We start from the raw sequence: 26,440 nt of genomic DNA on the forward strand, positions 1-26,440 counted from the left end.
AAATCCTCCTGTGGGAGATTCTATGGTTTAGGGGAAACCCTCAACTTGCTTTCGGCTGGTATTCGCTCTGCCCCTTTAGTAGTGCGAATACGACCCGAGCAAGTTTACGGGCCAGAATCACCAGTGCCTGAGTGGTGCTGAACCCTTTAGCTCGTTGCTCTTCATAAAAACCTTTCCAGGTCGCTGTTCGGCTGGCCGACATGGCTGCATTGTGCAAAAGTCGGCGCGCCTCCGGATCACCTCGTTTTGTCAGACTGCGACGACCGTCCTTCTGCCCCGACTGTGAAACCCGTAAGTCCATCCCCAAAAAAGCGATGAATGCGTCAGCGTTTTTAAACTCGCCCCGTTGAAACGCCGCGATCAGGCGAGCTCCAGTCAAAAAGCCTATGCCTTCAACTTTCATGCAGCGCCTTAGATGGACAAGTAAACCGGCCTCTTTAAGGAGGTCGTTGATCATCTTCTCGACCAGCACTTCAAGCCTCTGCATTGAGGCTATTTGCTCGGCAAAAGCGGCTTTGAGCAGCGGCTCATTTGCCCAGCTCTGTACCAGGCCAACTCGTGCCTGAACCAGCGCGGCGCGCCGGCGGAAAAGGCTCAAGAGCTGACGATACAGCGGCGATGGTGGAGTCCATGGGTGAAGCTCTTCATATTCGTTTTTCAGATAACGGGCGAGCAGCTTTGCATCCAGCGCGTCGGTTTTGGCGCGAACCTTCACACCTTTGCGGTAGTGGCTTAGTTCATAGCCACCGACCATGTAAATCGTGCAGCCGGCATCATGGGCCAGATCGGCGAATTCCAAGTGATAGATATTGGTCGACTCAATTGCTATGTCGACCGGTGCCGGCAAGGTTTTCAGCCATTTCTTGATGGCTGGCTTGTTATTGGGAAGCGTTTCCAGCAGATCCAGTTCGGTCTGGTAGATCACCAGCTCATCTTTGGCGACATCCACGCCCACGATTGGCTTGGAAACAGAAACCGACATTGCCATTGAACACCCCCCGAGATATGGTTTTGAGCACTTGAAGGGCTCACCCAGAGGCGCAGGCTTGTTCCTATCGTCGGTCTAGCCAGATGCATTCTTTATCGGCGCTTGGGTGAAAGGAGGAGGGGAGAAATCTCCCACGGATCTGTACTGCGCCAACAGTCAGAATCGAGCCTTGTCCCTCCTCCTCCCTTCAAGTACCAGCATACAAGCGAGCTTGCTCGCGAATGCGGACTGTCTGCTGACTGAAATGTTGGCTGATACAACGCCTTCGTCGGATCGCCGCCCGGAGCAAGCTCGCTCCCACATTTGTTTTGTGGTGTGCCCACCTGTTTTATGTCAGTTGTTAGGGTGCCGTTTCTAATTTTTCTCCCTACTTTGTGCCTGAGCCCGACACTCGTCAGGGCAGTTCCTCAAACCTTCCGCGCGTGAGGTGCACCATGGCCAAAGTCATTTTGAAGAAAAAAATCGACGCTTCGACTTCCGCTCTGAGCGACGTCAAATCCTATGCCCGCAAGATCTGGCTGGCAGGCCTGGGTGCCTACACCAAGGTCGGTCAGGAGGGCAGCGAGTACTTTCAAGAGCTGATCAAGGCTGGTCAAACTGTTGAAAAGAAAGGCAAAAAAGCCGTCACCGAAAAACTCGAAGCGGCCAACGCCGAGATCGATGATGCCAAGAGCGAAGTCAGCTCTTTCAAAGGCCGGGTCGAAGTTCAGCTCGACAAGGTCGAGAAGGCGTTCGACACGCGTGTCGCCAGTGCCTTGAATCGTATCGGCATTCCGTCTAAACATGACGTTGAGGCACTCTCTGCTAAGCTCGATGAGCTGACGGCATTGCTCGAACGCGTCGCGCGTAAATCTTAAGGAGAACGGGATGGCTGGTAAAAAGAACACCGATAAAGAAGGCAGCTCGTGGATCGGAAAAGTCGAAGACTATTCCCGCAAGATCTGGCTGGCTGGTTTAGGCGTGTACTCGAAGATCGACACTGACGGCAGCAAACTCTTCGATACATTGGTCAAAGACGGCGAGAAAGCCGAGAAGCTCACCAAGGCTGCAGTCGGCAAGAAAGTCGATGCTGCCAAGGATTCTGCAAGCTCGGCAAAATCGCGCATCAGCGGCGTGAAAGATCGCGCGCTGGGCACCTGGGATCAACTGGAAGGGGCTTTCGACAAGCGCCTGAACAGTGCGATCTCGCGCCTGGGCGTACCGAGCCGCAACGAGGTGAAGGATCTGCACAAGAAGGTCGATACCCTGACCAAACAGATCGAAAAACTCACCGGCCTGAAAGCTCAGCCTGTCGCGGCCAAAACCGCAGCAGCCAAGCCTGCGGCCAAAACCGCTGCCAAGCCACTGGCTAAAGCCGCCAAACCGGCCGCCAAACCAGCAGCCAAAACCGCTGCCGCCAAGCCTGCTGCGAAAGCCGCGGCCAAACCGGTTGCTGCCAAGGCCGCCGCCAAGCCGGCTGCAAAACCAGCCGCCAAACCTGCGGCCAAGCCGGCAGCGAAAACCGCTGCCGCCAAACCCGCTGCCAAACCTGCTGCCAAGCCTGCCGCCAAGCCGGCTGCGGCGAAAAAACCGGCAGTGAAAAAACCGGCCGCGCCGAAAGCCGCTGCGCCGAAAGCTGCAGCACCAAAACCGGTGACCACACCGCAAGCACTGGCAAGCACGTCGAACTCCGCCTCGGCTCCAACCCCGGCGCCTGCTCCGACTGCTGCATCGACTCCGTCGACGCCGACCAGTCAGTCCTGATTTTTCAGGGCTCAAGAAAACGCCCGGCCTGTGAAGGTCGGGCGTTTTTGTCTGGATGATTTGGAAGCCATCCTTCTCCTCAAAGGACAGGGCTTTGGCGTTATTCGTGATCTTCGAGGTACTGCAGCGCCATTCTCTCCGTCGCCACCTTCACCGGCGGCAACAGGTGTGGCGCCACCAGCATCATGATCTGGTACACCACCAGTCGCACTTCCCCTTCGCGATCGAGAATCCGCTGATAGTCCAGCGAGAACAGCAACGTCATGGTGATCTGCTCCACCAGTTGCCCCAGCGCCTGAGTGTCGCTGACCAGTTGCCCCGACGCCTTCAGCCGCGCCAGCAATGACGCCAGCGTGCGCTTGAGCACGTTGAGGAGCTGGCGAATGCCCTTGGCGAGTTTCGGCAGACGTCCGGCCAGGTTCGACAGGTCCTGGAACAGAAAGCGATATTGCGCCAGCCGTTCGACGATCAGGTGCAGGAACAGCCAGTAATCCTCTGGCGCCAGTTCGACATCGGCGGGCGGGTCGAGCAGCGGGGCGAGGTCGTTCTGGAAGCGCTCGAACAATCCGAGAATCAGCGGTTCCTTGCCGTGGAAGTGGTAGTAGAGGTTGCCTGGGCTGATCCCCATTTCATTGGCAACCTCCATGGTGGAGACGTTCGGCTCGCCCTTTTCATTGAACAACTGCAGGGCACATTCGAGGATCCGTTCGCTTGTTTTCATCCAGTCTTCTTAAAGGGCTTGAGTCAGTCAGCGCACACGCACATAGGTGCCGGGTGCCGCTTCCATCGGTGGATAATTGGCGTTGCCGAGGGGCATCTGGGTTTCGCGCAGGGTGCCGGAGCGCTGTTGCACCCACTCCAGCCATTGCGGCCACCAACTGCCGTCGACTTTCCTGGCGTCGTAGTACCAGGCGCGCGGATCACTGCTGAGCTTTCCGTTCTCGACGTAATGGGCTTTCGGGTTGCCCGGCGGGTTAAGGATGCTCTGCACGTGACCGCTGTTGGACAGCACGAAACGCCGCTCACCGCCCAGCAACAGCGTCGAGCGATACACCGCATCCCACGGCGTGATGTGGTCGTTCATGCCGCCCACGCTGAAACTGTCGACCGTGACCTTCTGCAGATCGATCGGCGTGCCGCACACTTCCAGCCCGCCCGGATGGGTCAACGGGTTGTGCTTGAAGAAATCCAGAATGTCGCCGTGAAACGCGGCGGGCAGGCGGGTGCTGTCGTTGTTCCAGTAGAGGATGTCGAACGCCGGCGGCTCCTTGCCCAGCAGGTAGTTGTTGACGAAATAACTCCAGATCAGATCGTTGGGACGCATCCACGCGAACACCTTGGCCATGTCGCGACCGTCCAGCACGCCTTTCTGATAGGAGCGTCGCTTGGCCGCCTCGAGCGTTTGCTCATCGGCGAACAGGGTGGCCGGGGTGTTCATTTCACTGTCGAGCAGGCTCACCAGATAGGTGGCGCTGGAGACCCGCCGCAACTGCCGCTTGGCCTGCAGATGCCCTTGCAGCGCTGCGATGGTCAGCCCGCCGGCGCAGGCGCCCACCAGGTTGACCTCGCGAGCGCCGGTGATCGCCCGGCAGATGTTCATGGCTTCTTCCACGGCTTCGACATAGGTCGAGAGGCCCCATTCGCGATGCCGCACATCCGGGTTGCGCCAACTGATCATGAAGGTCTGCAAGCCGTTCTTCAGCGCAAACTGGACGAAGCTGTTGCTCGGGCTGAGGTCGAAAATGTAGTACTTGTTGATTTGCGGCGGCACCACCAGCAGCGGTTTCGAATACTGTTTTTCGCTCATCGGCCGGTACTGGATCAGCTCGAGCATTTCGTTGCGAAACACCACCGAGCCGGTGGTGGTGGCGACGGTCTTGCCGACTTCGAAAGCCTGTTTGGTGACCTGGCGTGGCAGGCCGTCGTTGTGCAGCAAATCATCGAACAGATGACTGAGACCGCGCACCAGACTGTGGCCGCCGGAGTTGAACAGCTCCTTCACCGCCAGCGGATTGAGCAGGGTGTTGGAGGGCGCCACGGCGTCGTTGAGCAGGGTGAAGGCGAAGTGCGCGCGGGCGCGGTCGTCGTCGCTCATGCTGCTCTCGTCGATCCAGCTCTTGACCTGTTTCTGCCAGGCCAGATAAGCCTGAAGGCTGCGCCGATAGAACGGGTTCAGGCTCCACGCCGGATCGGCGAAGCGGCTGTCCTGCGGATTGGTCGGGTGCAGGGTTTCGCCGAGCAGCACGCGTCCGAGCGCGCCTCCCAGCTTCAAGGCGTGTTTTGCACTGTGGATCGGATTGCGCAGCCCGTAAGCCGCCACGCTGCGCAAGGTCGAGACCAGGTCACGACCGCGCAGGCCGGTCATGGCACTCTGTGCATTGATGAACACGGCGGGGCTGGGCACGACGCCCGTCGCTGGTTTGTCACGCATGACTCAACACTCCTTCGTCTTCAGGCCAGAAACAAACACACCGAACCAGAACACCATAGACGCTGTTGCGGGTTGTTGCCTGCGTGGCTCCCTGCCACGCACCTGTGCGGATGCGTTGCAAAACGCTCTCCAGAAATCCGTGCCGGGAAGGTTATCCGCCCAGCGGTGTCGGGTGCGGATGCATCACCGCACGCTGACGTTCCTCCTGGAGGAACTTCATGATGATCGGCGCCACCGCCTCGGCCCGGGTAATCAGGAACAGATGCCCGTCGTCGATGATGTGCAACTGCGCGTTGGGGATTCGCCAGGCGAGCATGCGCATGTTGATCAGCGGGATCAGCGGGTCGTCATCGCCGGCCAGCACCAGCGTCGGCTGGTGGATCTTGTGCAGCCAGTGAATGCTGGTCCAGCCCAGGCCTGCGAACAGTTGCCAGTAGTAGCCGAGCTTGCCCGCCGAGCGCACCTTGGCCGCATGGCTGGCGGCGAGTGTCGGGTCGCGACGGAACGAGCCGCCGTAGATCATCGGGGCGATGCGGATCACATGGGACGGCTGGATGTAGCGCCGTGGGCTGGCCATCATCCACAGCACTTTCGGCTTGCCCGGCACCATCACCGCACCGGCAGCGGTTGCCGCCAGCACCAGCTTCTTGCAGCGCTCGGGATAGTCGTAGGCGAACTGCTGCGCCAGTGCACCACCCCAGGACACGCCGATCACGTTGACCTGTCCGTAGTCGAGGTAATCGAGCATCCGTGCGGTGAGCTTCGCCAGGCCCGGAAAACGGTACGGTCGGCTCGGCGTCGAGGAACCGCCGACACCGGGCACGTCGAAGGCGATCACTTCCAGATCCGGATCCAGCGCCGCGACAAAAGGAAACACCAGCTCCAGGTTGGCGCCGATGCCGTTGAATATCAGCAAGGGCGTCAAGTGAGGCTTGCCGGGGCGGACCGCCGTGCGGATGGTCTGGCCATCGAGCTCGACGGTTCGAAAGATGAACGGATGCGGCATGCTTCAAGGCCCTGTGGGTGAAATCTCTATCTCATCTTTAACTGTGGGAGCGAGCTTGCTCGCGAAAGCGGCGGATCAGTCGACTTCAATGTTGAATGTCAGTCCGCCTTCGTCGGAACGCCGCCCGGAGCAAGCTCGCTCCCACAGATGTCGGTTACCGCTCGTGAACGTAAGTGCCCGGCGACGCTTCGCCTGCCGGGAACGCCTTGTTGCCCAGCTTCGTCGGTGCCTTTTTCAATTCGCCCGAACGTGCCGCCTGCCAGGCTTGCCAGTGCAGCCACCAGGAATCGGCATGCTTGGTCGAATTTTCCTGCCAGTCATCGGCATTGGCGGTCATTTCGTCGCTGGTCATGTAGCGCGATTTCGGGTTGCCCGGCGGGTTCAGAATGCTCTGGATATGTCCGCTGCTGGACAGCACGAACTCCACCTTGCCGCCAAACAGCTGCGCCGACTTGTAGCAGGACTTCCACGGCGTGATGTGGTCGTTGGTGCCGGCCAGCGAGAAGATGTCGGCCGTGACCTTCTTGAGGTCGATCGGCGTGCCGCACACTTCCAGTGCATCGGGGCGGGTCAATGGATTGTTTTTGAACATCTCGATCAGGTCGCCGTGGAACGCGGCCGGCAGTCGAGTCGTATCGTTGTTCCAGAACAGGATGTCGAACACCGGCGGCTCGTTGCCCAGCAGGTAGTTGTTGACCCAGTAGTTCCAGATCAGATCGTTGGGGCGCATCCAGGCGAAGACCTTGGCCATGTCTTTGCCTTCAAGCACACCGGCCTGATAGGAGTGCCGCTTGGCCATTTCCAGCGTCTGCTCGTCGACGAACAACGCGACGTCGCTGTCGAGCGTGGTATCGAGCACGCTGACCAGCAGGGTCAGGGCATTGACCTTGTTCTCACCCGTCGCCGCATAGTGGCCGAGCAGGGCGGTGCAGGTGATGCCGCCGGAGCAGGCGCCGAGCATGTTGACGTCCTTGCTGCCGGTGATCGCGGTGACCACGTCAACCGCTTCCTTCAGAGCTTCGATGTAAGTCGAGAGGCCCCACTCGCGCTGTTCCTTGGTCGGGTTGCGCCAGCTGACGATGAAGGTCTGCACATTGTTGCGCAGGCAGAAACGCGCCAGGCTCTTGTCCGGGCTCAGATCGAAGACGTAGAACTTGTTGATCTGCGGCGGCACCACCAGCAGCGGGCGCTCGTGCACTTGCTCGGTGATCGGCTTGTACTGGATCAGTTCCAGCACGTCGTTGCGAAATACCACCGCGCCTTCGGTCACGCCCAGGCTCTTGCCGACCTCGAACGCGCCCATGTTGACCTGGCTCGGCATGCCGCCGTTGTGCACCAGATCCTTGGCCAGATGCGAGAGACCGTCGAGCAGGCTCTTGCCGCCGGTCTCGAAGAAGCGTTTGACCGCCGCCGGGTTGGCCATGCTGTTGGTCGGCGCCATGGCTTCGGTCATCAGGTTGATCACGAAGTGGCCACGCGCGATGTCCTTGGGCGAGAGGCTGCTGTCGTCGATCCAGGCATGGAGTTCCTTGCGCCATGCCAGATAAGTCTGCAGATAACGTTTGTACAGCGGGTTCTGGCTCCACGCCGGATCGACAAAGCGACGGTCATCGCCCGCCGGTTGCAGTTCCGATTTGCCGAACAGCACGTTCTTCAGTTCGAGGCCGAACCGGGTGACGTGCGTGACGCTATGGATCGGTTGTTTGATGGCCTGGGTCAGCACCATTCGAGCAGAGGCCAGCAGATCCTTTCCGCGAAGCCCAACGACAGGATTCAGCCCCAGGGTGTTCTCCGAGGCCTGGTACTTCAAATCATCGTTATTCTTGTTACTCATCTACGACGCTCCATTGTCCTGAGACGAGTACCCGGTTTCTGCTGTGCAGTTCCACAGCCAATGCCAGGTACTACTGCTCGGGTGACCGTTGATTCTGCATAGCTGCTTTACAGTCGTAGAGCACTGCAGGGAACTTGCCAGTTCCATTGGTTACCCGAGATTGATTTTTTTCGCAAGCAGCCGATCCCGGGCCGCTTTAGCGGAGCATTCAAACAGATGAATCTAGAAAATGCCCTCTAAACAGTCCGAGCCGCGGACTAGAGCATCAGCTTGACGACGGACTGATCCGGGTCGCGGGTTTTGCCGGCGGCTTTGAGTTCGGCCAGATAATCCGCCCAGAGTGCGTCATAACGTCGCCCCAGCTCGTACAGGTAATCCCAGGTGAACAGACCGCTGTCGTGACCGTCGTCGAAGGTCAGTTTCAGTGCGTACTGACCGGCCGGTTCTACCTTGGTCAGGCCGACGTGCAGTTTGCCGAATTGCAGGATCGGTTTGCCGTGGCCCTGGACCTCGGCGGAGGGGGAGTGCACGCGCAGGAATTCGGCGGGCAGGGTGTATTCCTCGCCGGACGCGTATTTGAGCGACAGGGTTTTCGAGGCTTTGTGCAGTTTGATGTCGGTGGGGAGTTGGGTCATGGGCTGGCGTCCGAAGTGTGGGCGACCCTTAAGCAAATGTGGGAGCGAGCTTGCTCGCGAAAGCGGTGTGTCAGACAACATTGATATCGACTGACACGGCCTCTTCGCGAGCAAGCTCGCTCCCACAGGGTCCGCTACTACTGTAAGTATGGCTTACAGGATATAACGGGACAGGTCTTCGTTCTGCGCCAATTCGCCCAGGTGGCTGTTGACGTACTCGGCGTCGATCTGGATCGCCGTGTCATCGTGGGCGCTGGCCAGATCGCCAGCACTGAACGACACCTCTTCCAGCAGACGCTCGAGCAGCGTGTGCAGGCGACGGGCTCCGATGTTCTCGGTCTTCTCGTTGACCTGCCAGGCGATCTCCGCCAGACGCTTGATGCCTTCGGGCTGGAACTGGATGTTCAGGCCTTCGGTTTTCAGCAGCGCGCAGTATTGCTCGGTGAGCGAGGCGTGCGGTTCACTGAGGATGCGTTCGAAATCCTGCGGGCTCAGGGCCTTGAGTTCAACGCGGATCGGCAGACGGCCTTGCAGCTCCGGCACCAGATCGCTCGGCTTGCTCAGGTGGAAAGCACCGGAGGCGATGAACAGGATGTGGTCGGTCTTGACCATGCCCAGCTTGGTGTTGACGGTGCAGCCTTCGATCAGCGGCAGCAGGTCACGTTGCACGCCTTCGCGGGATACATCGGCACCACCGACATTGCCGCGCTTGGCGACCTTGTCGATTTCGTCGATGAACACGATGCCGTGCTGCTCGACCGCTTCCAGGGCCTTGGCCTTCAACTCTTCTTCGTTGACCAGACGACCGGCTTCTTCATCGCGCACCAGTTTCAGCGCTTCCTTGACCTTGAGCTTGCGGGCCTTCTTCTTGCCCTTGCCCATGTTGGCGAACAGGTTCTGCAACTGGTTGGTCATTTCTTCCATGCCCGGAGGCGTGGCGATTTCGATGCCGGCCATTTCGGCGACTTCGATCTCGATTTCCTTGTCGTCCAGCTGACCTTCGCGCAGGCGCTTGCGGAACAGTTGGCGAGTGTTGGAATCCTGGGTCGGCGCTTCTTCGTTGCCGAAGCCCATGCGTGCAGGTGGCAGCAGGGCGTCGAGGATACGGTCCTCGGCGGCGTCTTCGGCGCGGTGACGAACGCGGGTCATTTCCTGCTCGCGCAGCATCTTGATTGCGGCATCGGCCAGATCACGGATGATCGATTCGACGTCACGGCCGACGTAGCCGACTTCGGTGAACTTGGTCGCTTCGACCTTGATGAACGGTGCGTTGGCCAGCTTGGCCAGGCGACGGGCGATTTCGGTTTTACCGACACCGGTCGGGCCGATCATCAGGATGTTCTTCGGGGTCACTTCAACGCGCAGCTCTTCAGGCAGCTGCATGCGGCGCCAGCGGTTGCGCAGGGCAATCGCGACAGCGCGCTTGGCATCGTCCTGGCCGATGATGTGGCGGTTGAGTTCGTGGACGATTTCGCGGGGAGTCATGGACATAATAATTGACGGTCCTCAAGCAGAAACAAGCCGTGGCACAGGGGCCGCGTCAGGCTTATTCAGCGAGATCCTGCTCCTCAATGGTCTGGGTGTGGTTGGTGAATACACAGATGTCGCCGGCGATGCCGAGAGCGGTCTCGACGATTTCGCGGGCCGACAGGTCGGTCTTCTTCAGCAGGGCGCTGGCGGCGGCTTGCGCATAGGCGCCACCGGAACCCATGGCGATCAGGCCGTCCTCGGGTTCGACCACGTCACCGTTGCCGGTGATGATCAGGGATGCGTCCTTGTTGGCGACCGCAAGCATCGCTTCGAGGCGGCTCAGGGAGCGGTCGGTGCGCCATTCTTTGGCGAGTTCGACGGCAGCGCGGATCAGGTGGCCCTGATGTTTCTCGAGCTGGCCTTCGAAACGTTCGAACAGGGTGAAGGCGTCGGCGGTGGCACCGGCGAATCCGGCAATGACTTCACCGTGGTACAAGCGACGAACTTTCTTCGCGTTGCCTTTCATCACGGTGTTGCCGAGAGAAACCTGGCCGTCGCCGCCCATGACGACTTTGCCGTGGCGGCGGACTGAAACGATGGTGGTCAAGGGAAGAGTCTCCACACTGCGGGGCGAAAATGCCTTATGCCCATTCATATGGGGGTGGTGGAGAGGATTTCAACTGCGGGGCGGGAGAGGGGACGAGCGGTGGTTTGCGCGGGGTCGTTCCCACGCAAAGCAACGTGACCGTTCCCACCTTCCGCTTGGGAATGCCTCAACGGACGCTCCGCGTCCCTGCGGCAAGGGACGCGGAGCGTCCCGGGCTGCATTCCCACGCAGAGCGTGGGAACGGTCAGTGGGGAGTTGTCAGCGGCTCTGGCGTTGTTGTAACAACAGGTTGCTGAAGCCCGCGCCCGCCAGTTGTTTCTGGGCGGTGGTCAGTTGTTCGCGGTTGCTGAACGGGCCGACCAGTACGCGGTACCAGGTTTCATCCTTCACGGTCCCGGATTCAACCGCGACCGCCTGGCCGAGCAGAATGATCTGCGCGCGGACCTTGTCGGCATCCGTCTCTTTGCGGAACGAGCCGGCCTGCAGGAAGAATTTGGTCACCGGTGCAGCCTTGGTCACCGGTGGCGCTGGCGGCGGCGTGATCCCGGCCAGTGCCGCCTGCGCGCGCGCCGTGTCGATCTTCGCCGCTTCGGCCGGGGTCACCGGCGTGGTCGGGATCGCCGGCACTTGTGGCGTCGGCAGGGTTTTCTCCGGCACCGCGTCCGGCGGCACGATCACTTCCGATTCCGGCAGCAGGGTGTAGAAGTCGTACTTCGGCTTCACCGGTTGCGTCGGGCTCGGCGGGGTCTTGTTGGCCTCGGCGATCTTGGTGGCTTTCTGTTGTTGCTGTTGCTCGATTTTCTCGCGCTTGACCGTGTCGCTGCCCTTGCCCGGCTCCAGTTTCATCAGGAACACGATGAACGCGCCGACCGTCAGGCCGATGGCCATCCACAGCCAGCCCGGAATCGGCTGCTTCGCTGGAGCTTGGTAACGGCTGGCGCCACGCTTGGGTGCAGGTTTTTTCTTGGCAGCCAACTTACATGCGCTCCAGGGTTTCCAGGCCGAGCAGTTCCAGGCCTTGCTTGAGGGTACGGCCGGTCAGCGCGGCAAGGCGCAGACGGCTTTGCATTTGTGCCGGAGTTTCGGCGGCGAGGATCGGGCAGTTCTCGTAGAAGCTGGAGAACAGGCCGGCAACATCGTACAGGTAGGTGCACAGAGTGTGTGGCGTGCCCTTTTCCGCAACGTTGTTCAGCACTTCACCGAACTGCGCCAGTTTGGCCGCCAGTTCCTGCTCGTGCGCCGCTTCGAGGACGATCTGGCCGTCGACTTCGCTGAAATCCTTGCCCAGTTTGCGGAACACGCCGGCCACGCGGGTGTAGGCGTACAGCAGATACGGCGCGGTGTTGCCTTCGAAGTTGAGCATCAGGTCGAAGTTGAAGCTGTAGTCGCTGGTGCGGTGCTTCGACAGGTCGGCGTATTTCACCGCGCCGATGCCGACCACTTTGGCGATCGAGCGAAGTTCGTCTTCGGCCAGCGTCGGGTTCTTTTCCTTTACCAGGTTGTAGGCACGTTCCTGCGCTTCGGTCAGCAGGTCGATCAGCTTCACGGTGCCGCCGTCACGGGTCTTGAACGGACGGCCGTCGGCGCCGTTCATGGTGCCGAAGCCCATGTGCTCCATTTCCATCGGATGGGTCACGAAACCGGCCTTGCGCGCCACGGCGAACACTTGCTGGAAGTGCAGGGCCTGACGCTGGTCGACGAAGTACAGCGCACGGTCGGCCTTGAGTTTGCCGCTGCGGTAGCGCACGGCGGCCAGGTCGGTGGTGGCGTACAGGTAGCCGCCGTCGGCCTTGACGATGATCACCGGCAGCGGCTCGCCTTCGGCGTTCTTGAATTCGTCGAGGAACACGCACTGGGCGCCGTTGCTTTCGACCAGCATGCCGGCGGCTTTCAGGTCGTTGACCACGTTGATCAGGTCGTCGTTGTAGGCGCTTTCGCCCATCACGTCGGCCATGGTCAATTTGACGTTGAGCAGTTCGTAGATCTTCTGGCAGTGCGACAGCGAGATGTCCTTGAACTTGGTCCACAGCGCCAGGCACTCGGCATCGCCGGCCTGCAGCTTGACCACCAGGCCACGGGCGCGGTCGGCGAATTCCGGGGACTCGTCGAAGCGCTGCTTGGCGGCGCGGTAGAAGTTTTCCAGGTCCGACAGCTCGTCGCTGGTGATCGGGTTTTCCTGCAGGTACGCCATCAGCATGCCGAACTGGGTGCCCCAGTCACCGACGTGGTTCTGGCGGATCACGGTATCACCGAGGAATTCGAGCACACGGGCCACGCCGTCGCCGATGATGGTCGAGCGCAGGTGACCGACGTGCATCTCTTTGGCCAGGTTCGGTGCCGACAGGTCGACCACCGTGCGTTGCGCCGGGCCGGCCTTGCGCACGCCGACGTGATCATCGGCCAGGGCGGCGTCGAGGCGCGAGGCCAGCGCCTGGGTGTTCTGGAAGAAATTGATGAAACCAGGGCCGGCGATTTCGGCCTTGGTGACGTTCTCGTCGGCCGGCAGGGCGGCGATGATTTTTTCTGCCAGGTCACGCGGCTTCATGCCCGCAGGCTTGGCCAGCATCATCGCGATGTTGCTGGCGAAGTCGCCGTGGGTCTTGTCCCGGGCGTTTTCCACCTGGATCGCCGGCGTCAGGCCTTCAGGCAACACACCTTCGTTGACGAGTTGGGTGAGGGCTTGTTGGATCAGCTGGCGAATGGTGTCTTTCATGGTCTTCTCTTTCGACCGCAAGCGCGGCGGCGCATCGATGCGCGGGTGGAAAAACTGGGCATTATCCGTTGCGAAGACGGGCTTGCCAACCTTAGCAGGCAGGATGTGGATGTGTGGTGACAATTCGTCAGCCATCGCTGGCAAGCCAGCTCCCACAAGAGCGATGCAATTTCCCTGTGGGAGCTGGCTTGCCAGCGATAGCAATCGATCAATCAATACAAGTCGACGGGGTCGACATCCAGCGACCAGCGCACCGCCCTGCCGCTTGGCATCTGTTCCAGCACCAGCAGCCAGCTCGCCAGCAATCGGTGCAGCGGCGCCCGGGCCGTGGCCTGCAACAGCAGCTGCGCGCGGAAGCGCCCGGCGCGGCGCTCCATTGGCGCTGGCACCGGTCCCAGCAGTTCGATCCCGCTCAGGTTCTGTTCGGCCAGCAAACGCTCGGCCTCGCTGCACGCTTCATCAAGAAAGCCTTCGGCCTGCCCCGGCTTGTGCGCTTCGGCGCGCAAGAGGGCCAGATGCGCGAACGGCGGCAGGCCGGCGGCGCGGCGTTCGCTCAGGGCCTGCTCGGCGAAGGCGAAGTAACCCTGCTCGGTCAGTTGCACCAATAAAGGATGGTCGGCCAGGTGGGTCTGGATGATCACCTTGCCCGGTTCCTCCGCCCGCCCGGCACGTCCGGCAACCTGCACAATCAACTGCGCCATGCGCTCGCTGGCGCGGAAGTCGCCGGAGAACAGCCCGCCGTCGGCATCGAGGATCGACACCAGAGTGACGCGCGGGAAGTGGTGACCCTTGGCCAACATCTGGGTGCCGACCAGAATGCACGGCTGGCCTTTCTGGATGGTGGCGAACAACTGGTTCATCGCGTCCTTGCGCGAGGTGCTGTCCCGGTCGACGCGCAGCACCGGATAGTCCGGGAACAGAATCGCCAGCCGTTCTTCGGCGCGCTCGGTGCCGGCGCCCACCGGCCGCAGATCGACCTTGTTGCACTTCGGGCATTGGCGCGGCACTCGCTCGACGTAACCGCAATGGTGGCAGCGCAATTCGCCATAGCGCTGATGCACGGTCATCCGCGCATCACAGCGCTGGCACTCGGACATCCAGCCGCAGTCGTGGCACAGCAAGGTCGGGGCAAACCCGCGGCGGTTGAGGAACACCAATACCTGCTGGCCGGCGGCGAGGGTCTGGCCGATGGCTTGTTGCATCGGTCCGGAAATACCACTGTCCAGCGGGCGACTTTTTACATCCAGGCGCAGGAATCGTGGCGGCTTGGCACCGCCAGCGCGTTCGTTCATTCGCAGCAGTCCGTAGCGACCGGTGTAGGCGTTGTGCAGGCTTTCCAGCGATGGCGTGGCGGAACCGAGCACGATCGGGATGTTTTCCTGGCGCGCCCGTACCAGCGCCAGATCCCGCGCGTGGTAGCGCAGGCCTTCCTGCTGTTTATAGGAACCGTCGTGTTCTTCGTCGATGATGATCAGCCCCGGATTCTTCATCGGGGTGAACAGCGCCGAGCGGGTGCCGATAATAATGTCGGCCTCGCCATCGCGGGCGGCAAGCCAGGCATCCAGACGATCACGATCGTTGACCGCCGAGTGCAGCAGGGCGATGCGCGCGTTGAAACGTTGTTCGAAACGGGCGAGGGTCTGCGGGCCGAGGTTGATCTCCGGTATCAGCACCAGCGCCTGTTTGCCGGCCTCGAGGGTTTCGCGGATCAACTGCAAATAGACTTCGGTCTTGCCGCTGCCGGTTACCCCGGCCAGCAGGAACGCGTGATAACTGTCGAACCCGGCGCGAATCGCTTCATAGGCGGCGCGCTGCTCGCCGTTGAGCGGCAGTTCGGGCTGGGCCAGCCAGTGTTCGTGGCGCGCGCCGGGGGCGTGGCGGCGCACTTCGACCTGCACCAGATCCTTGGCCAGCAGCAGATCGAGGCTGTCTTTGCTCAGCATCAGTTTGCTCAGCAACTGATGGGCGACGCCATGAGGGTGCTGGGCCAGCGTCGCCAGGGCTTCACGCTGGCGCGGGGCGCGGGCGATGCGCGGGTCATCAAGGCTGGCGCCGGGAGCCGCCGACCAGAAACGTTCCTGACGGGCCTCGGCCAGTTCGCCCTGACGCAGCAGCACCGGCAGCGCCCAGCTCAGGGTATCGCCGAGGCTGTGCTGATAATACTGGGCGGTCCACAGGCAAAGCTTGAACAGCGCCGGCGGCAGCGGTGCGGTGGCGTCGAGCAGGGCGAGCGCCGGTTTGAGCTTCTCCAACGGGACTTCGCTGGTGTCAGTGACCTCCACCAGAATCCCGATCATCTCCCGCCGGCCAAACGGCACCCGCAGGCGCATGCCCGGTTGCAACTGCGAACGCAGCACGCCGGCCGGGGCCCGATAGTCGAACAGGCGGCGCAGGGGCGAAGGCAGGGCGAGGCGCAGAATAGCGTCGGGCACGCGGGGGATTCTCGATAGCAACGATAAAAGGGATTGGTATTCAATCTGTGGGAGCGAGGCTGCTCGCGAAAACGGTGCGTCAGGCGGCTGATATGTTGCTGACAGATCGCCTTCGCGAGCAAGCTCGCTCCCACAGGGATCGCGCAATGGGCCGGGAGCCTAGCAGACGGTCGGTCTCAGTGACAGCTTGCGTGATCGGGATTGTCTGGTAGAATCCGCGGCCTAATTACGTGCGGTATTCAACAATCGTGTTGGATGGCGGCACGCCAGCTGAGGAAAAAACCATGAAAGCCGATATCCACCCGAATTACCCAGTAGTTGCAGTAACTTGCAGCTGCGGCAACAAGTTCGAAACCCGTTCGACCTTCGGCAAAGCCCTGGCGGTCGACGTTTGCAACGAGTGCCACCCGTTCTACACCGGTAAGCAGAAGACTCTGGACACCGGTGGTCGCGTTCAGAAGTTCGCCGACCGTTTCGGTGCTTTCGGCGCGAAAAAGGCCTAAGGCCCTTCATTCTGGAAAACCTCAGCGGATTTTCCGGTCTGATGAAAAAGGCGTCCCTTGCGGGCGCCTTTTTTGTGTCCGCGATTTGGCTCTCCGCCGCCCAGGCCTTCTGCCCGGCACCGTCTGGTCTGGACGGTGCCACGGTGCAGCGGGTGGTCGACGGCGACACCCTGCGCCTGAGCGACGGGCGCAATGTGCGGATGATCGGCCTTAATACGCCCGAACTCGGCAAGCAGGGTCGTAGCGACGAGCCGTTTGCAGTGGCTGCGCGCAAGCGTCTCGAAGCGCTGGTCGCCGAGAGCGACGGGCGGGTTGGTCTGCACCTTGGCACCCAGCCCAAAGACCATTACGGCCGAACCCTGGCCCACGTTTTCAGCGCCAAGGGTGAGAACCTCGAAGCGCAAATGCTCGCCGATGGTCTCGGTTTCCAGGTCGCGGTGGCGCCGAATGTCGATCTGATCGATTGCCAGCAAGCTGCCGAGCGCCGTGCGCGACAGGCCGGGCTCGGCCTGTGGAAGCGCTCACCTGTACTGAAAGCAGAGCAGATCGAGCGCTCTGGTTTCGCGCTGGTCAGTGGTCGTGTGAGCAAGGTTCAGCGCAATCGTGGCGGAATCTGGATCGAGTTGCAGGACAAGCTTGTACTGCGCGTTGCACCCAATCTGCTGGATCGCTTCGATGTCGCCGCTCTGCAGGCGTTGAAGGGCAAGCAGATCGAGGCCCGTGGCTGGGTGGTGGACCGTTCCCGGCGCGGTGGGCTGAATTCAGGTCAGGCGCGCTGGCTGTTGCCGTTGACCGATCCTTCGATGCTTCAGCCGTCCCGTTGAGTAAAAAGTTGTAGACATTTTTTCTGTCGATTGTGAACAGTCCAGCCCTTGTACGCCGTGGCTCTTGGCCCAAAGTCGTAGGGCAGGGCGCTTGACAGGGGTGACCGGGCAGTCTTGTGGGGACTTTGCGAGGCGCGTATCCTCGCTGACCAGTCTGTCCAACAGTAAAAAGCGGAATGCCAAAATGTCTGATCTGAAAACTGCCGCTCTCGAATATCATGCCAATCCTCGTCCAGGGAAGCTGAGTGTCGAGCTCACCAAGGCCACTGCTACCGCCCGCGACCTGTCGCTGGCCTACAGCCCCGGCGTAGCTGAACCAGTGCGCGAGATCGCCCGCGATCCTGAACTGGCCTACAAGTACACCGGCAAGGGCAACCTGGTTGCAGTCATTTCCGATGGCACCGCGATTCTGGGTCTGGGTAACCTCGGCCCACTGGCTTCCAAGCCAGTCATGGAAGGTAAAGGCGTGCTGTTCAAGCGCTTCGCCGGCATCGACGTCTTCGACATCGAAGTCGACTCCGAAAGCCCGCAAGCCTTCATCGACACCGTAAAACGCATTTCCATCACTTTCGGCGGCATCAACCTGGAAGACATCAAGGCACCCGAGTGCTTTGAGATCGAACGCGCTCTGATCGAGCAGTGCGACATTCCGGTATTCCACGATGACCAGCACGGCACCGCGATCGTGACCGCTGCGGGCATGATCAACGCTCTGGAAATCGCTGGCAAAACCCTGGCCGACGCCAAGATCGTCTGCCTGGGCGCAGGCGCTGCCGCCATCTCCTGCATGAAATTGCTGGTGAGCATGGGCGCCAAGGTCGAGAACATCTTCATGGTTGACCGTACCGGCGTGATCCACGCTGGCCGTGACGACCTGAACCAGTACAAGGCCGTGTTCGCTCATCCTACCGAGAAGCGCACCCTGGACGACGCCATCGAAGGCGCTGACGTATTCGTCGGCCTGTCGGGCCCGAACCTGCTGAGCGCCGAGCAACTCAAGCGCATGGCGGCCAACCCGATCGTCTTCGCTTGCTCCAACCCTGATCCGGAAATCTCCCCGGAACTGGCTCACGCCACCCGTAACGACGTGATCATGGCCACCGGCCGTTCGGACTACCCGAACCAGGTCAACAACGTACTGGGCTTCCCGTTCATCTTCCGTGGTGCTCTGGACGTTCGCGCCAAGCGCATCAACGAAGAAATGAAGATCGCTGCCGCCAACGCCCTGAAGGACCTGGCCAAGCTGCCGGTGCCGAAGGAAGTCTGCGCCGCCTACGGCGTTGATGCGCTGGAGTTCGGCCGTGAGTACATCATTCCGAAGCCGATGGACGCACGCCTGATCACCGTCGTCTCCGACGCTGTGGCCAAGGCCGCGATCGAGACCGGTGTGGCGACCCTGCCGTATCCGAAGAACTACCCGCTGAAAAGCGTGGATGACGTGTTCAACGGCTAAGTCGTTGTAGCGCATCAACCGAAAGCCCCGGCTCGTGAGAGTCGGGGTTTTTTTGTGCCTGTTGATTTTGGGGTGATCTTAAGGGCCTCTTCGCGGGCAAGCCCGCTCCCACAGAGTTTTGTGGCGTTCACAAATGGAGCGTACACCCGGTTACTGCGGGAGCGGGCTTGTCCGCGAAGAGGAGGGCCCGGACAACACAAAATGAACAGGCAATAAAAAGCCCCGCACTTCAATCGAAGGCGGGGCTTTTTAGCGGTTCAGGATCAGGATCAGAACAGATCGATCGGCGCCTGCTCATCTGCCGGCAGCGGGCTGCCCGGCACGGTGCCATTGCCGATCTCGTTGACCGACGGCGGCGTGTCCTCGGCCTTGAACAGCTCGAAGTACGCACCCGGTGTGCTCGGCGAGGCTGCACGGCCGCTGACCGGATCCACCCGCAGGCTGAGGATGCCTTCCGGCTCTGGCTGGACGTGCGGCGGCTTGTCCTTCAGCGCGGCGCTCATGTAGTTCATCCAGATCGGCAGTGCCACGGTGCCGCCGAACTCCCGGCGACCGAGGCTTTCCGGCTGGTCGAAACCGGTCCACACGGTGGTCACGTAATCGGCGTTGTAACCGGAGAACCACGCATCCTTGGATTCGTTGGTGGTACCGGTTTTGCCCGCGATGTCGCTGCGGCCCATGGCCAGTGCACGACGGCCGGTGCCGAGCTTGATCACGTCCTGCAGCATGCTGTTGAGGATGTAGGTGGTACGGCCATCGACGATGCGCTCGGCGACTGCCGGTGCTTGCGGCACAGCGGCGCTGCCCGGCGCTTCACCCGGAACCGGTGCTGCGTCGACGGTGATCGATTGGGTCGCCGGTGCCGCAATGCCGTCGGTGGCCGCGCCGCCCTGCGGTACGGTCGGCGGGTTGGCGACGAAAAGCGTCTCGCCGTTGCGGCTTTCGATCTTGTCGATGATGTACGGAGTGATCTTGTAACCGCCGTTGGCGAAGGTGCTCCAGCCGGTGGCGATTTCCATCGGCGTCAGGGTCGCGGTGCCCAGTGCCAGCGAAAGGTTTGGCGGCAGGTCCTGCTTGTTGAAGCCGAAGCGGGTGATGTAGTCGATGGTCTTGCCTACGCCCATCGCCTGCAGCAGGCGGATCGAAACCAGGTTGCGCGACTTATAGAGCGCTTCACGCAAACGGATCGGGCCGAGGAACGTGTTGGTGTCGTTCTTCGGACGCCAGACCTTGTCCAGGTATTCGTCGACGAACACGATCGGCGCATCGTTGACCAGGCTGGCGGCGGTGTAGCCGTTATCCAGCGCGGCGCTGTAGACGAACGGCTTGAAGCTCGAGCCCGGCTGACGCTTGGCCTGCATCGCGCGGTTGTAGTTGCTCTGCTCGAAGGCGAAACCGCCGACCAGCGAACGGATTGCGCCGTTCTGCGGATCCAGCGACACCAGCGCGCCTTGTGCCTGTGGGATCTGGCTGAACTTGAGCGAATTGTTCGGCTGGCGTTGCACGCGAATCAGATCGCCGACCTGCGCCACATCCGACGGCTGACGCGGGTTGGCGCCCATGCTGTTGGTATTGAGGAACGGGCGGGCCCATTTCATGGTGTCCCACGCCACGTGCTCTTCGCCGGTGCGGGTCAGTACCTGCAGGCCGTTCTTGTCGACCTGGGTGACGATGGCCGGCTCAAGGCTGCTGATGGTGCGTTGCTTGGTCAGTTCGGTGGCCCAGGCTTCGCGGGTCTTGCCCGGCAGGCGCGATTCAGGGCCACGGTAGCCGTGACGCTGATCGTAGGTCATCAGGCCTTCGTGCAGCGCGGTGTTGGCCATTTCCTGGAGGTTGCTCGGCACCGTGGTGGTGACGCGGAAACCTTCGGTGTACGCGTCGCTGCCGTAGCGGCCGACCATTTCCGCACGGGCCATTTCGGCGATATACGGCGCGTTCACTTCCGGGGTCGGCACGTGATAGCTGGCGTTCAGTGGCTCGTTGACCGCGGCGGTGTAGTCGGCTTCGGTGATCTTGCCGAGCTTGTACATGCGGCCAAGGATCCAGTCGCGACGCTCCTTGCTGCGCGCCGGGTTGGCCAGCGGGTTGAAGCGCGACGGGGCTTTCGGCAGGCCGGCGATCATCGCCATCTGCGCCAGGCTGACATCGCGGATCGACTTGCCGTAATACACCTGCGCCGCCGCCTCGATGCCGTAGGCGCGGTTGCCCAGATAGATCTTGTTCACGTACAGCTCGAGGATCTCGTCCTTGGTCAGCTGTCGTTCGATCTGCAGCGCCAGGAGGATTTCAGTGGTCTTGCGCGAGAAGCTGCGTTCGCTGGTCAGGAAAAAGTTTTTCGCCACCTGCATGGTGATGGTGCTGCCGCCGGACTGGATGTGCCCGCTTTTGACCAGTTGGGTCGCGGCGCGCATCAGGCTGCTCGGATCGACGCCGTAGTGATTGGCGAAGTTGTCGTCTTCAGCACTTAGTAACGCATTGATGAAATTGGGGGGAATGTCGGCGAAACGGATCGGTGTACGGCGCATTTCGCCAAATTCTGCGATCAACTTGTTGTCGCTGCTGTAGACCCGGAGCGGAATCTGCAACTGAATGCTTCTCAGCGCCTCCACAGATGGCAAACCCGGACTAAGGTAAAGAAACGCGCCGCTGAGACCTAAAAGCAGTCCGCAGAAAACGGCGACGATGGACCAACCGAAAAATTTCAGCAGACGAATCAAGGCTTTTGGACATCCACGGCAAAGAATGAATTGGGCGACAGGGTTCCGGTTAACACAGAACGACCCGCGCCGGCAGTAAAAAGCGGAAAAAAACGCTGGGCATTATAAGCACTTTTCCGCTGAGGGCGTCATTTGCGCTTCTGTCAAGACGGGGCGAGGGAACGCAATGCGCATTACAGAGTCCGTAACTCACGGATAGTCATAGGGAATTGGTAGTGCTAGGACTCTTCAATAAAAAGGCCAATACGTTACTGGGGATCGACATCAGTTCCACATCGGTGAAGCTGCTGGAGCTGAGTCGTCAGGGGGAGCGCTACCGGGTCGAGGCGTATGCGGTGGAGCCGTTGCCGGCGAGTGCCGTGGTCGAAAAGAACATCGCCGAGCTCGAGGGCGTCGGCCAGGCCCTGTCCCGGGTCCTGGTCAAGGCGCGCACCGGGCTGAAAACCGTGGCAGTGGCGGTGGCCGGTTCGGCGGTGATCACCAAGGTTATCGAGATGGACGCCGGGCTGTCCGACGACGAACTGGAAAACCAGCTCAAGATCGAGGCCGATCAATACATTCCCTATCCACTGGACGAGGTCGCCATCGACTTCGAAGTCCAGGGCGTCTCGCCGCGCAACCCCGAGCGGGTCAACGTACTGCTGGCCGCCTGTCGCAAGGAAAACGTCGAAGTCCGCGAAGCGGCGCTCGCACTGGCCGGGCTGACCGCGCGGGTGGTGGATGTCGAAGCCTATGCGCTGGAGCGTTCGTTCGGCCTGCTGGCCACGCAACTGGCCGCGTCCCAGGACCGGCTGACCGTGGCCGTGGTCGACATCGGCGCCACCATGACCACCCTCAGCGTCCTGCACAATGGCCGGATCATCTACACCCGCGAACAATTGTTCGGTGGTCGACAACTGACCGAGGAAATCCAGCGCCGTTATGGTCTGACCCTTGAGCAGGCGGGGCTCGCCAAGAAGCAGGGTGGGCTGCCGGACGACTACGTCAGCGAGGTGCTGCAACCGTTTCGCGAGGCGCTGGTGCAGCAGGTGTCGCGTTCCCTGCAGTTCTTTTTCGCCTCCGGCCAGTACAACGCCGTCGACCACATACTGTTGGCCGGCGGCACGGCGTCGGTGCCCGGGCTCGACCGGCTGATCGAAGAGCGCCTGAACACCCCGACCCAGGTTGCCAACCCGTTTTCCGACATGGCCTTGAGCAGCAAAGTCAACGCCGGGGCGCTGGCAAGCGATGCGCCGGCCCTGATGATTGCCTGCGGGCTTGCGCTCAGGAGTTTCGACTGATGGCGCGGATCAACCTTTTACCCTGGCGCGAAGAGCGCCGCGAAGAACGGCGCAAACGCTTCCTGCTGGTCTTGATTGGTGTGGTGGTCGGTTCGGTGGGGGCAGTGCTCATTGCCGATCAGATCATCAGCGCCGCCATCGCCCGGCAGGTGGCGCGCAATGACTACATTGGCAAGCAGATCGAAGTAATCGACGAGCGGATCAAGCAGATCAGCGAGCTCAAGGCCCGTCGTCAGCAACTGGTGGAGCGCATGCGCATCATCCAGGACTTGCAGGGCAACCGGCAGATCAGCGGGCGGATCTTCGATCAGCTGGCGCGCACCTTGCCTGACGGGGTGTATTTCACCGATGTGAAAATGGTCGGCAAGACCCTGTCGATCAGCGGTGCAGCGGAGTCCAACAATCGCGTATCCGACCTGATGCGCAACCTCGACGCGTCCGATTGGTTCGACGCGCCCAACCTCAATGAAGTGAAAGCCACCACCGCCGGCCAAGTGGATCAGGCCAATGTCTTTCAACTGACCGTTCGCCAGACTCGACCCAGGCTCGAGGAGGGCGAGCAATGAAGCCGTCCGAGTGGCTGCAAAGCCTGCGCAATGTCGATTTCAACGACCTGGACACCAGCAACATCGGCTCCTGGCCGCCAGTGGTCAAAACTCTGGCCGGCGGGCTGTTGATGGTGCTGGTCCTGGCGCTTGGCTATAACTTTTACATCAGTGACCTGGAGAACCAGCTCGAGCTCAAGCGTGAGGAGGAGACGACTCTCAAGGAGCAGTTCGCGAGCAAGGCGCGCATGGCGGCTAATCTGGAGCTGTACACCCAACAGATGAAAGAGATGGAAAACTCGTTCGGCGTACTGTTGCGGCAACTGCCCAGTGACACCGAAGTGCCGGGGTTGCTGGAAGACATCACCCGCACCGGGCTGGGCAGCGGTCTTGAGTTCGAGGAGATCAAGCTGCTGCCGGAGGTCACCCAGCAGTTCTACATCGAGCTGCCCATCCAGATCACCGTGACCGGTGCCTATCACGACCTCGCGACTTTCGTCAGCGGCGTGGCCGGTTTGCCACGGATCGTCACCCTGCACGATTTCGAGCTGGCGCCGGCCAATCCCGAAGGCGGACCGAAGTTGCGCATGAGCATCCTCGCCAAGACCTACCGCTATAACGACAAGGGGCTGCAGAAATGAGCCCGGTCCGTTTTATCGCCTTGTCGGCATTGGTATTGATGCTCGGTGGTTGTGGCGGCGATGACTTCAGCGACCTCGACGCTTATATGAATGAAGTGCGTCTGCGCCCGCCGGGCAAGATCGAGCCGACCCCGACCTTCCGCTCCTTCCCTACGTTCACCTATAGCGCTGCCAACCTGCGCAGTCCGTTTTCGCGCCAGTTGCGGGTCGACCTGGCCGGGCAGAAACATGGCTCGCGCGACGTAAAACCCGATCCCCACCGGGTCAAGCAATACCTCGAAGGCTTCAACATCGAGCAATTCGAAATGGTCGGCACGATTGCCAACGCCTCAGGTTCCTTCGCCCTGCTGCGTGGGGCGGGTGGCGTCCACAGGCTCAAGGTCGGCGATTATCTGGGCCGCAACGACGGGCGCATCGTCGCCATCAGTGCTTCACAAGTCGATGTGGTGGAAATCGTTCCGGATGGCCAGGGTGCCTGGCTTGAGCGGCCGCGCACCATTCCTTTGAAAGAGCATTCATAAGTGGAAGTCGAACAATGAACAGGATTTTCTCCACCCTCGGTTTTTCGCTATGGATAGCGCTGCTTTCGCCGATGGTACAGGCAGCCAATCTGAAGGCGCTGGACGTCGCGGCACTGCCGGGCGACCGGGTCGAGCTGAAGCTGTCGTTCGACGGCCCGCCCCCGCAACCTAAAGGCTACACCACCGATTCGCCGGCAAGGATCGCCCTCGATCTGCCGGGGGTGGCCAGTCAGCTGACGAGCAAGACTCGCGACCTGGGCAGCGGCAATGCCCGCACGGTCACGGTAGTCGAGGCCAATAACCGGACGCGGCTGATCATCAGCCTGACGCAACTGGCACCTTACGACACCCGGGTCGAAGGCAATACGGTGTTCGTGGTGGTCGGGCAAGGCAGCAAAGTCGCTGCACCGCGTACGGCGGCGCGTGCACCGCGCGCAGCACCTGTGGCCGCGCCAGTCCGCACGTTTACGCCGACTGCCAGAGCCATTCGCGGCGTGGATTTCCAGCGTGGCACGGCGGGCGAGGGCAATGTGGTCATCGATTTGTCCGACCCGGCCATCGCTCCGGACATCCAGGAGCACGACGGCAAGATCATGCTCAATTTCGCCCGTACCCAATTGCCCGAACCGCTGCGGGTACGCCTCGACGTCAAGGATTTCGCCACCCCGGTGCAGTTCGTCAATGCCGGTGTCAGCGGTGATCGGGCGACGATCACCGTCGAACCCAGCGGTACGTTCGAGTATTCCACTTACCAGACCGACAACAAGCTGACCGTCAGCATCCGCCCATTGACCATCGATGACCTGCAAAAGCGCAACGCCGACCGCAACAGCTACAGCGGCGAAAAGCTCTCGCTCAACTTTCAGGACATCGATGTGCGTTCGGTGCTGCAACTGATCGCCGATTTCACCAACCTCAATCTGGTGGCCAGCGATACGGTGCAGGGCGGCATTACCTTGCGCCTGCAGAACGTGCCGTGGGATCAGGCGCTGGATCTGGTGCTCAAGACCAAAGGCCTGGACAAGCGCAAGGTCGGCAACGTGTTGCTGGTGGCGCCCGCAGATGAGATTGCAGCGCGGGAACGGCAGGAACTGGAGTCGCAGAAACAGATCGCTGAGCTGGCGCCGTTGCGCCGCGAGCTGCTGCAAGTGAACTACGCCAAGGCTGCGGACATCGCCAAGCTGTTCCAGTCGGTCACCAGCGCCGAGGCCAAGGTCGACGAACGGGGTTCGATCACCGTCGATGAGCGGACCAACAACATCATTGCCTACCAGACCCAGGATCGCCTCGACGAGCTGCGGCGGATCGTGGCGCAACTGGATATTCCGGTGCGTCAGGTGATGATCGAGGCGCGGATCGTCGAGGCCAACGTCGACTACGACAAGAGCCTGGGCGTGCGCTGGGGCGGCTCGATCCAGAACAAGGGCAACTGGAACACTTCCGGGGTCAGCAACGGCTCTTCGACCACCATTGGCACGCCGGGCAGCACCAGCACCAACTCGCCGTTCGTCGACATGGGTACAGTCAACAACACGTCCGGGATCGGCATCGCATTCATCACCGACAACGTCTTGCTGGACCTTGAGCTGACCGCGATGGAGAAAACCGGCAACGGCGAAATCGTCTCGCAGCCCAAGGTGGTCACCTCCGACAAGGAAACCGCGAAAATCCTCAAGGGCACCGAGATTCCGTATCAGGAAGCCAGCTCCAGCGGCGCTACGTCGGTGTCCTTCAAGGAAGCGTCGCTGTCGCTGGAAGTGACGCCGCAGATCACCCCGGACAACCGCATCATCATGGAGGTGAAGGTCACCAAGGACGAACCGGATTACCTGAACAAAGTGCAGGATGTTCCGCCGATCAAGAAGAACGAGGTCAATGCCAAGGTGCTGGTGAACGACGGCGAGACCATCGTGATCGGGGGCGTTTTCTCAAATACTCAAAGCAAGGTCGTAGATAAGGTGCCATTTCTTGGCGATGTGCCGTATCTTGGCCGCCTTTTCCGGCGTGATGTGGTTTCGGAGAAAAAATCCGAGCTGCTGGTATTTCTCACTCCGCGTATCATGAATAACCAGGCGATTGCTGTGAGTCGTTGATTCT

22 protein-coding genes are annotated in these 26,440 nt (G+C 61.0%); 10 read left to right on the forward strand and 12 right to left on the reverse strand.

Translation table 11 applies throughout. The features are described from left to right. Positions 1–40 precede the first annotated feature (40 nt). A complete protein-coding gene (locus I5961_RS01945) occupies positions 41–988 on the reverse strand; it encodes an IS110 family transposase (protein ID WP_227234178.1) in 948 nt (315 codons plus the stop codon). 434 nt (positions 989–1,422) lie between these two features. Here I5961_RS01945 and I5961_RS01950 point away from each other — a divergent pair, with 434 nt between their 5' ends. Continuing rightward, complete coding sequence (locus tag I5961_RS01950; RefSeq protein WP_085698102.1) at positions 1,423–1,845, forward strand: phasin family protein; 423 nt, start codon at positions 1,423–1,425, stop codon at positions 1,843–1,845. Positions 1,846–1,855: 10 nt separating this feature from the next. After that, complete coding sequence (locus I5961_RS01955; RefSeq protein WP_227234180.1) at positions 1,856–2,731, forward strand: phasin family protein; 876 nt, start codon at positions 1,856–1,858, stop codon at positions 2,729–2,731. A 100-nt stretch (positions 2,732–2,831) separates the two neighbouring features. On the opposite strand, the gene I5961_RS01960 is transcribed toward I5961_RS01955, so the two are convergent. From I5961_RS01960 to I5961_RS02005, 10 genes are all read right to left on the reverse strand, one after another. Then, a complete protein-coding gene (locus tag I5961_RS01960) occupies positions 2,832–3,452 on the reverse strand; it encodes a TetR/AcrR family transcriptional regulator (RefSeq protein ID WP_227234181.1) in 621 nt (206 codons plus the stop codon). 27 nt (positions 3,453–3,479) lie between these two features. Beyond that, positions 3,480–5,162, reverse strand: coding sequence for a class II poly(R)-hydroxyalkanoic acid synthase (phaC, locus tag I5961_RS01965; protein ID WP_085704928.1), 1,683 nt, complete (start codon positions 5,160–5,162; stop codon positions 3,480–3,482). Positions 5,163–5,313: 151 nt separating this feature from the next. Continuing rightward, the gene (gene phaZ, locus I5961_RS01970; RefSeq protein ID WP_007952412.1) at positions 5,314–6,168 is read right to left on the reverse strand and encodes a poly(3-hydroxyalkanoate) depolymerase; all 855 of its coding nucleotides are present in this window, start codon (positions 6,166–6,168) and stop codon (positions 5,314–5,316) included. 154 nt (positions 6,169–6,322) lie between these two features. Then, positions 6,323–8,002 (reverse strand): class II poly(R)-hydroxyalkanoic acid synthase, encoded by a 1,680-nt coding sequence (gene phaC, locus I5961_RS01975; protein ID WP_085698106.1) that lies wholly within the window; start codon positions 8,000–8,002, stop codon positions 6,323–6,325. A 257-nt stretch (positions 8,003–8,259) separates the two neighbouring features. After that, positions 8,260–8,637, reverse strand: coding sequence for a gamma-butyrobetaine hydroxylase-like domain-containing protein (locus tag I5961_RS01980; RefSeq protein WP_085698107.1), 378 nt, complete (start codon positions 8,635–8,637; stop codon positions 8,260–8,262). A 153-nt stretch (positions 8,638–8,790) separates the two neighbouring features. Next, a complete protein-coding gene (hslU, locus tag I5961_RS01985) occupies positions 8,791–10,128 on the reverse strand; it encodes an ATP-dependent protease ATPase subunit HslU (RefSeq protein ID WP_085704930.1) in 1,338 nt (445 codons plus the stop codon). Positions 10,129–10,183: 55 nt separating this feature from the next. After that, on the reverse strand, positions 10,184–10,714 hold the full coding sequence (gene hslV / locus I5961_RS01990) for an ATP-dependent protease subunit HslV (RefSeq protein ID WP_039772440.1): 531 nt from the start codon (positions 10,712–10,714) through the stop codon (positions 10,184–10,186). A 258-nt stretch (positions 10,715–10,972) separates the two neighbouring features. Continuing rightward, on the reverse strand, positions 10,973–11,689 hold the full coding sequence (locus I5961_RS01995) for an SPOR domain-containing protein (protein WP_011332070.1): 717 nt from the start codon (positions 11,687–11,689) through the stop codon (positions 10,973–10,975). Position 11,690: 1 nt separating this feature from the next. Continuing rightward, positions 11,691–13,427 (reverse strand): arginine--tRNA ligase, encoded by a 1,737-nt coding sequence (argS, locus tag I5961_RS02000; RefSeq protein WP_085704997.1) that lies wholly within the window; start codon positions 13,425–13,427, stop codon positions 11,691–11,693. 212 nt (positions 13,428–13,639) lie between these two features. Continuing rightward, positions 13,640–15,859, reverse strand: coding sequence for a primosomal protein N' (locus I5961_RS02005; protein ID WP_085698110.1), 2,220 nt, complete (start codon positions 15,857–15,859; stop codon positions 13,640–13,642). Between the two features lie 284 nt (positions 15,860–16,143). Between I5961_RS02005 and rpmE the strand changes: the two genes are divergently transcribed. The 3 genes from rpmE (at position 16,144) to I5961_RS02020 (ending at position 18,639) form a co-directional block, all read left to right on the forward strand. Beyond that, positions 16,144–16,362 (forward strand): 50S ribosomal protein L31, encoded by a 219-nt coding sequence (rpmE, locus tag I5961_RS02010; RefSeq protein ID WP_085698111.1) that lies wholly within the window; start codon positions 16,144–16,146, stop codon positions 16,360–16,362. 41 nt (positions 16,363–16,403) lie between these two features. Continuing rightward, a complete protein-coding gene (locus I5961_RS02015) occupies positions 16,404–17,186 on the forward strand; it encodes a thermonuclease family protein (RefSeq protein WP_227234183.1) in 783 nt (260 codons plus the stop codon). 184 nt (positions 17,187–17,370) lie between these two features. Next, positions 17,371–18,639, forward strand: a complete 1,269-nt coding sequence (locus I5961_RS02020) for a malic enzyme-like NAD(P)-binding protein (protein ID WP_085698113.1) — start codon at positions 17,371–17,373, stop codon at positions 18,637–18,639. Between the two features lie 269 nt (positions 18,640–18,908). On the opposite strand, the gene I5961_RS02025 is transcribed toward I5961_RS02020, so the two are convergent. Then, a complete protein-coding gene (locus tag I5961_RS02025; protein ID WP_371918985.1) occupies positions 18,909–21,353 on the reverse strand; it encodes a penicillin-binding protein 1A in 2,445 nt (814 codons plus the stop codon). Between the two features lie 218 nt (positions 21,354–21,571). On the opposite strand from I5961_RS02025, the gene I5961_RS02030 reads away from it, so the two are divergent. From I5961_RS02030 to pilQ, 5 genes are read left to right on the forward strand one after another with little or no spacing between them, the layout of a single operon-like run. Next, positions 21,572–22,636 (forward strand): pilus assembly protein PilM, encoded by a 1,065-nt coding sequence (locus tag I5961_RS02030; protein ID WP_007952389.1) that lies wholly within the window; start codon positions 21,572–21,574, stop codon positions 22,634–22,636. After that, entirely contained in the window at positions 22,636–23,202 is a 567-nt protein-coding gene (locus I5961_RS02035; protein WP_085698115.1) for a PilN domain-containing protein, read from the forward strand. The genes I5961_RS02030 and I5961_RS02035 overlap by 1 nt, the downstream gene beginning before the upstream one ends. Continuing rightward, positions 23,199–23,822: a type 4a pilus biogenesis protein PilO gene (gene pilO, locus I5961_RS02040; protein WP_085698116.1), complete on the forward strand. Its 624-nt coding sequence runs from the start codon at positions 23,199–23,201 to the stop codon at positions 23,820–23,822. The genes I5961_RS02035 and pilO overlap by 4 nt, the downstream gene beginning before the upstream one ends. Then, on the forward strand, positions 23,819–24,343 hold the full coding sequence (locus I5961_RS02045; RefSeq protein ID WP_227234185.1) for a pilus assembly protein PilP: 525 nt from the start codon (positions 23,819–23,821) through the stop codon (positions 24,341–24,343). Before pilO ends, I5961_RS02045 begins: the two co-directional genes overlap by 4 nt. 14 nt (positions 24,344–24,357) lie before the next feature. Next, positions 24,358–26,436: a type IV pilus secretin PilQ gene (gene pilQ, locus I5961_RS02050; RefSeq protein ID WP_085698118.1), complete on the forward strand. Its 2,079-nt coding sequence runs from the start codon at positions 24,358–24,360 to the stop codon at positions 26,434–26,436. Positions 26,437–26,440: the final 4 nt, after the last annotated feature.

Source organism: Pseudomonas sp. IAC-BECa141 (genome assembly GCF_020544405.1).
GTDB lineage: Bacteria > Pseudomonadota > Gammaproteobacteria > Pseudomonadales > Pseudomonadaceae > Aquipseudomonas.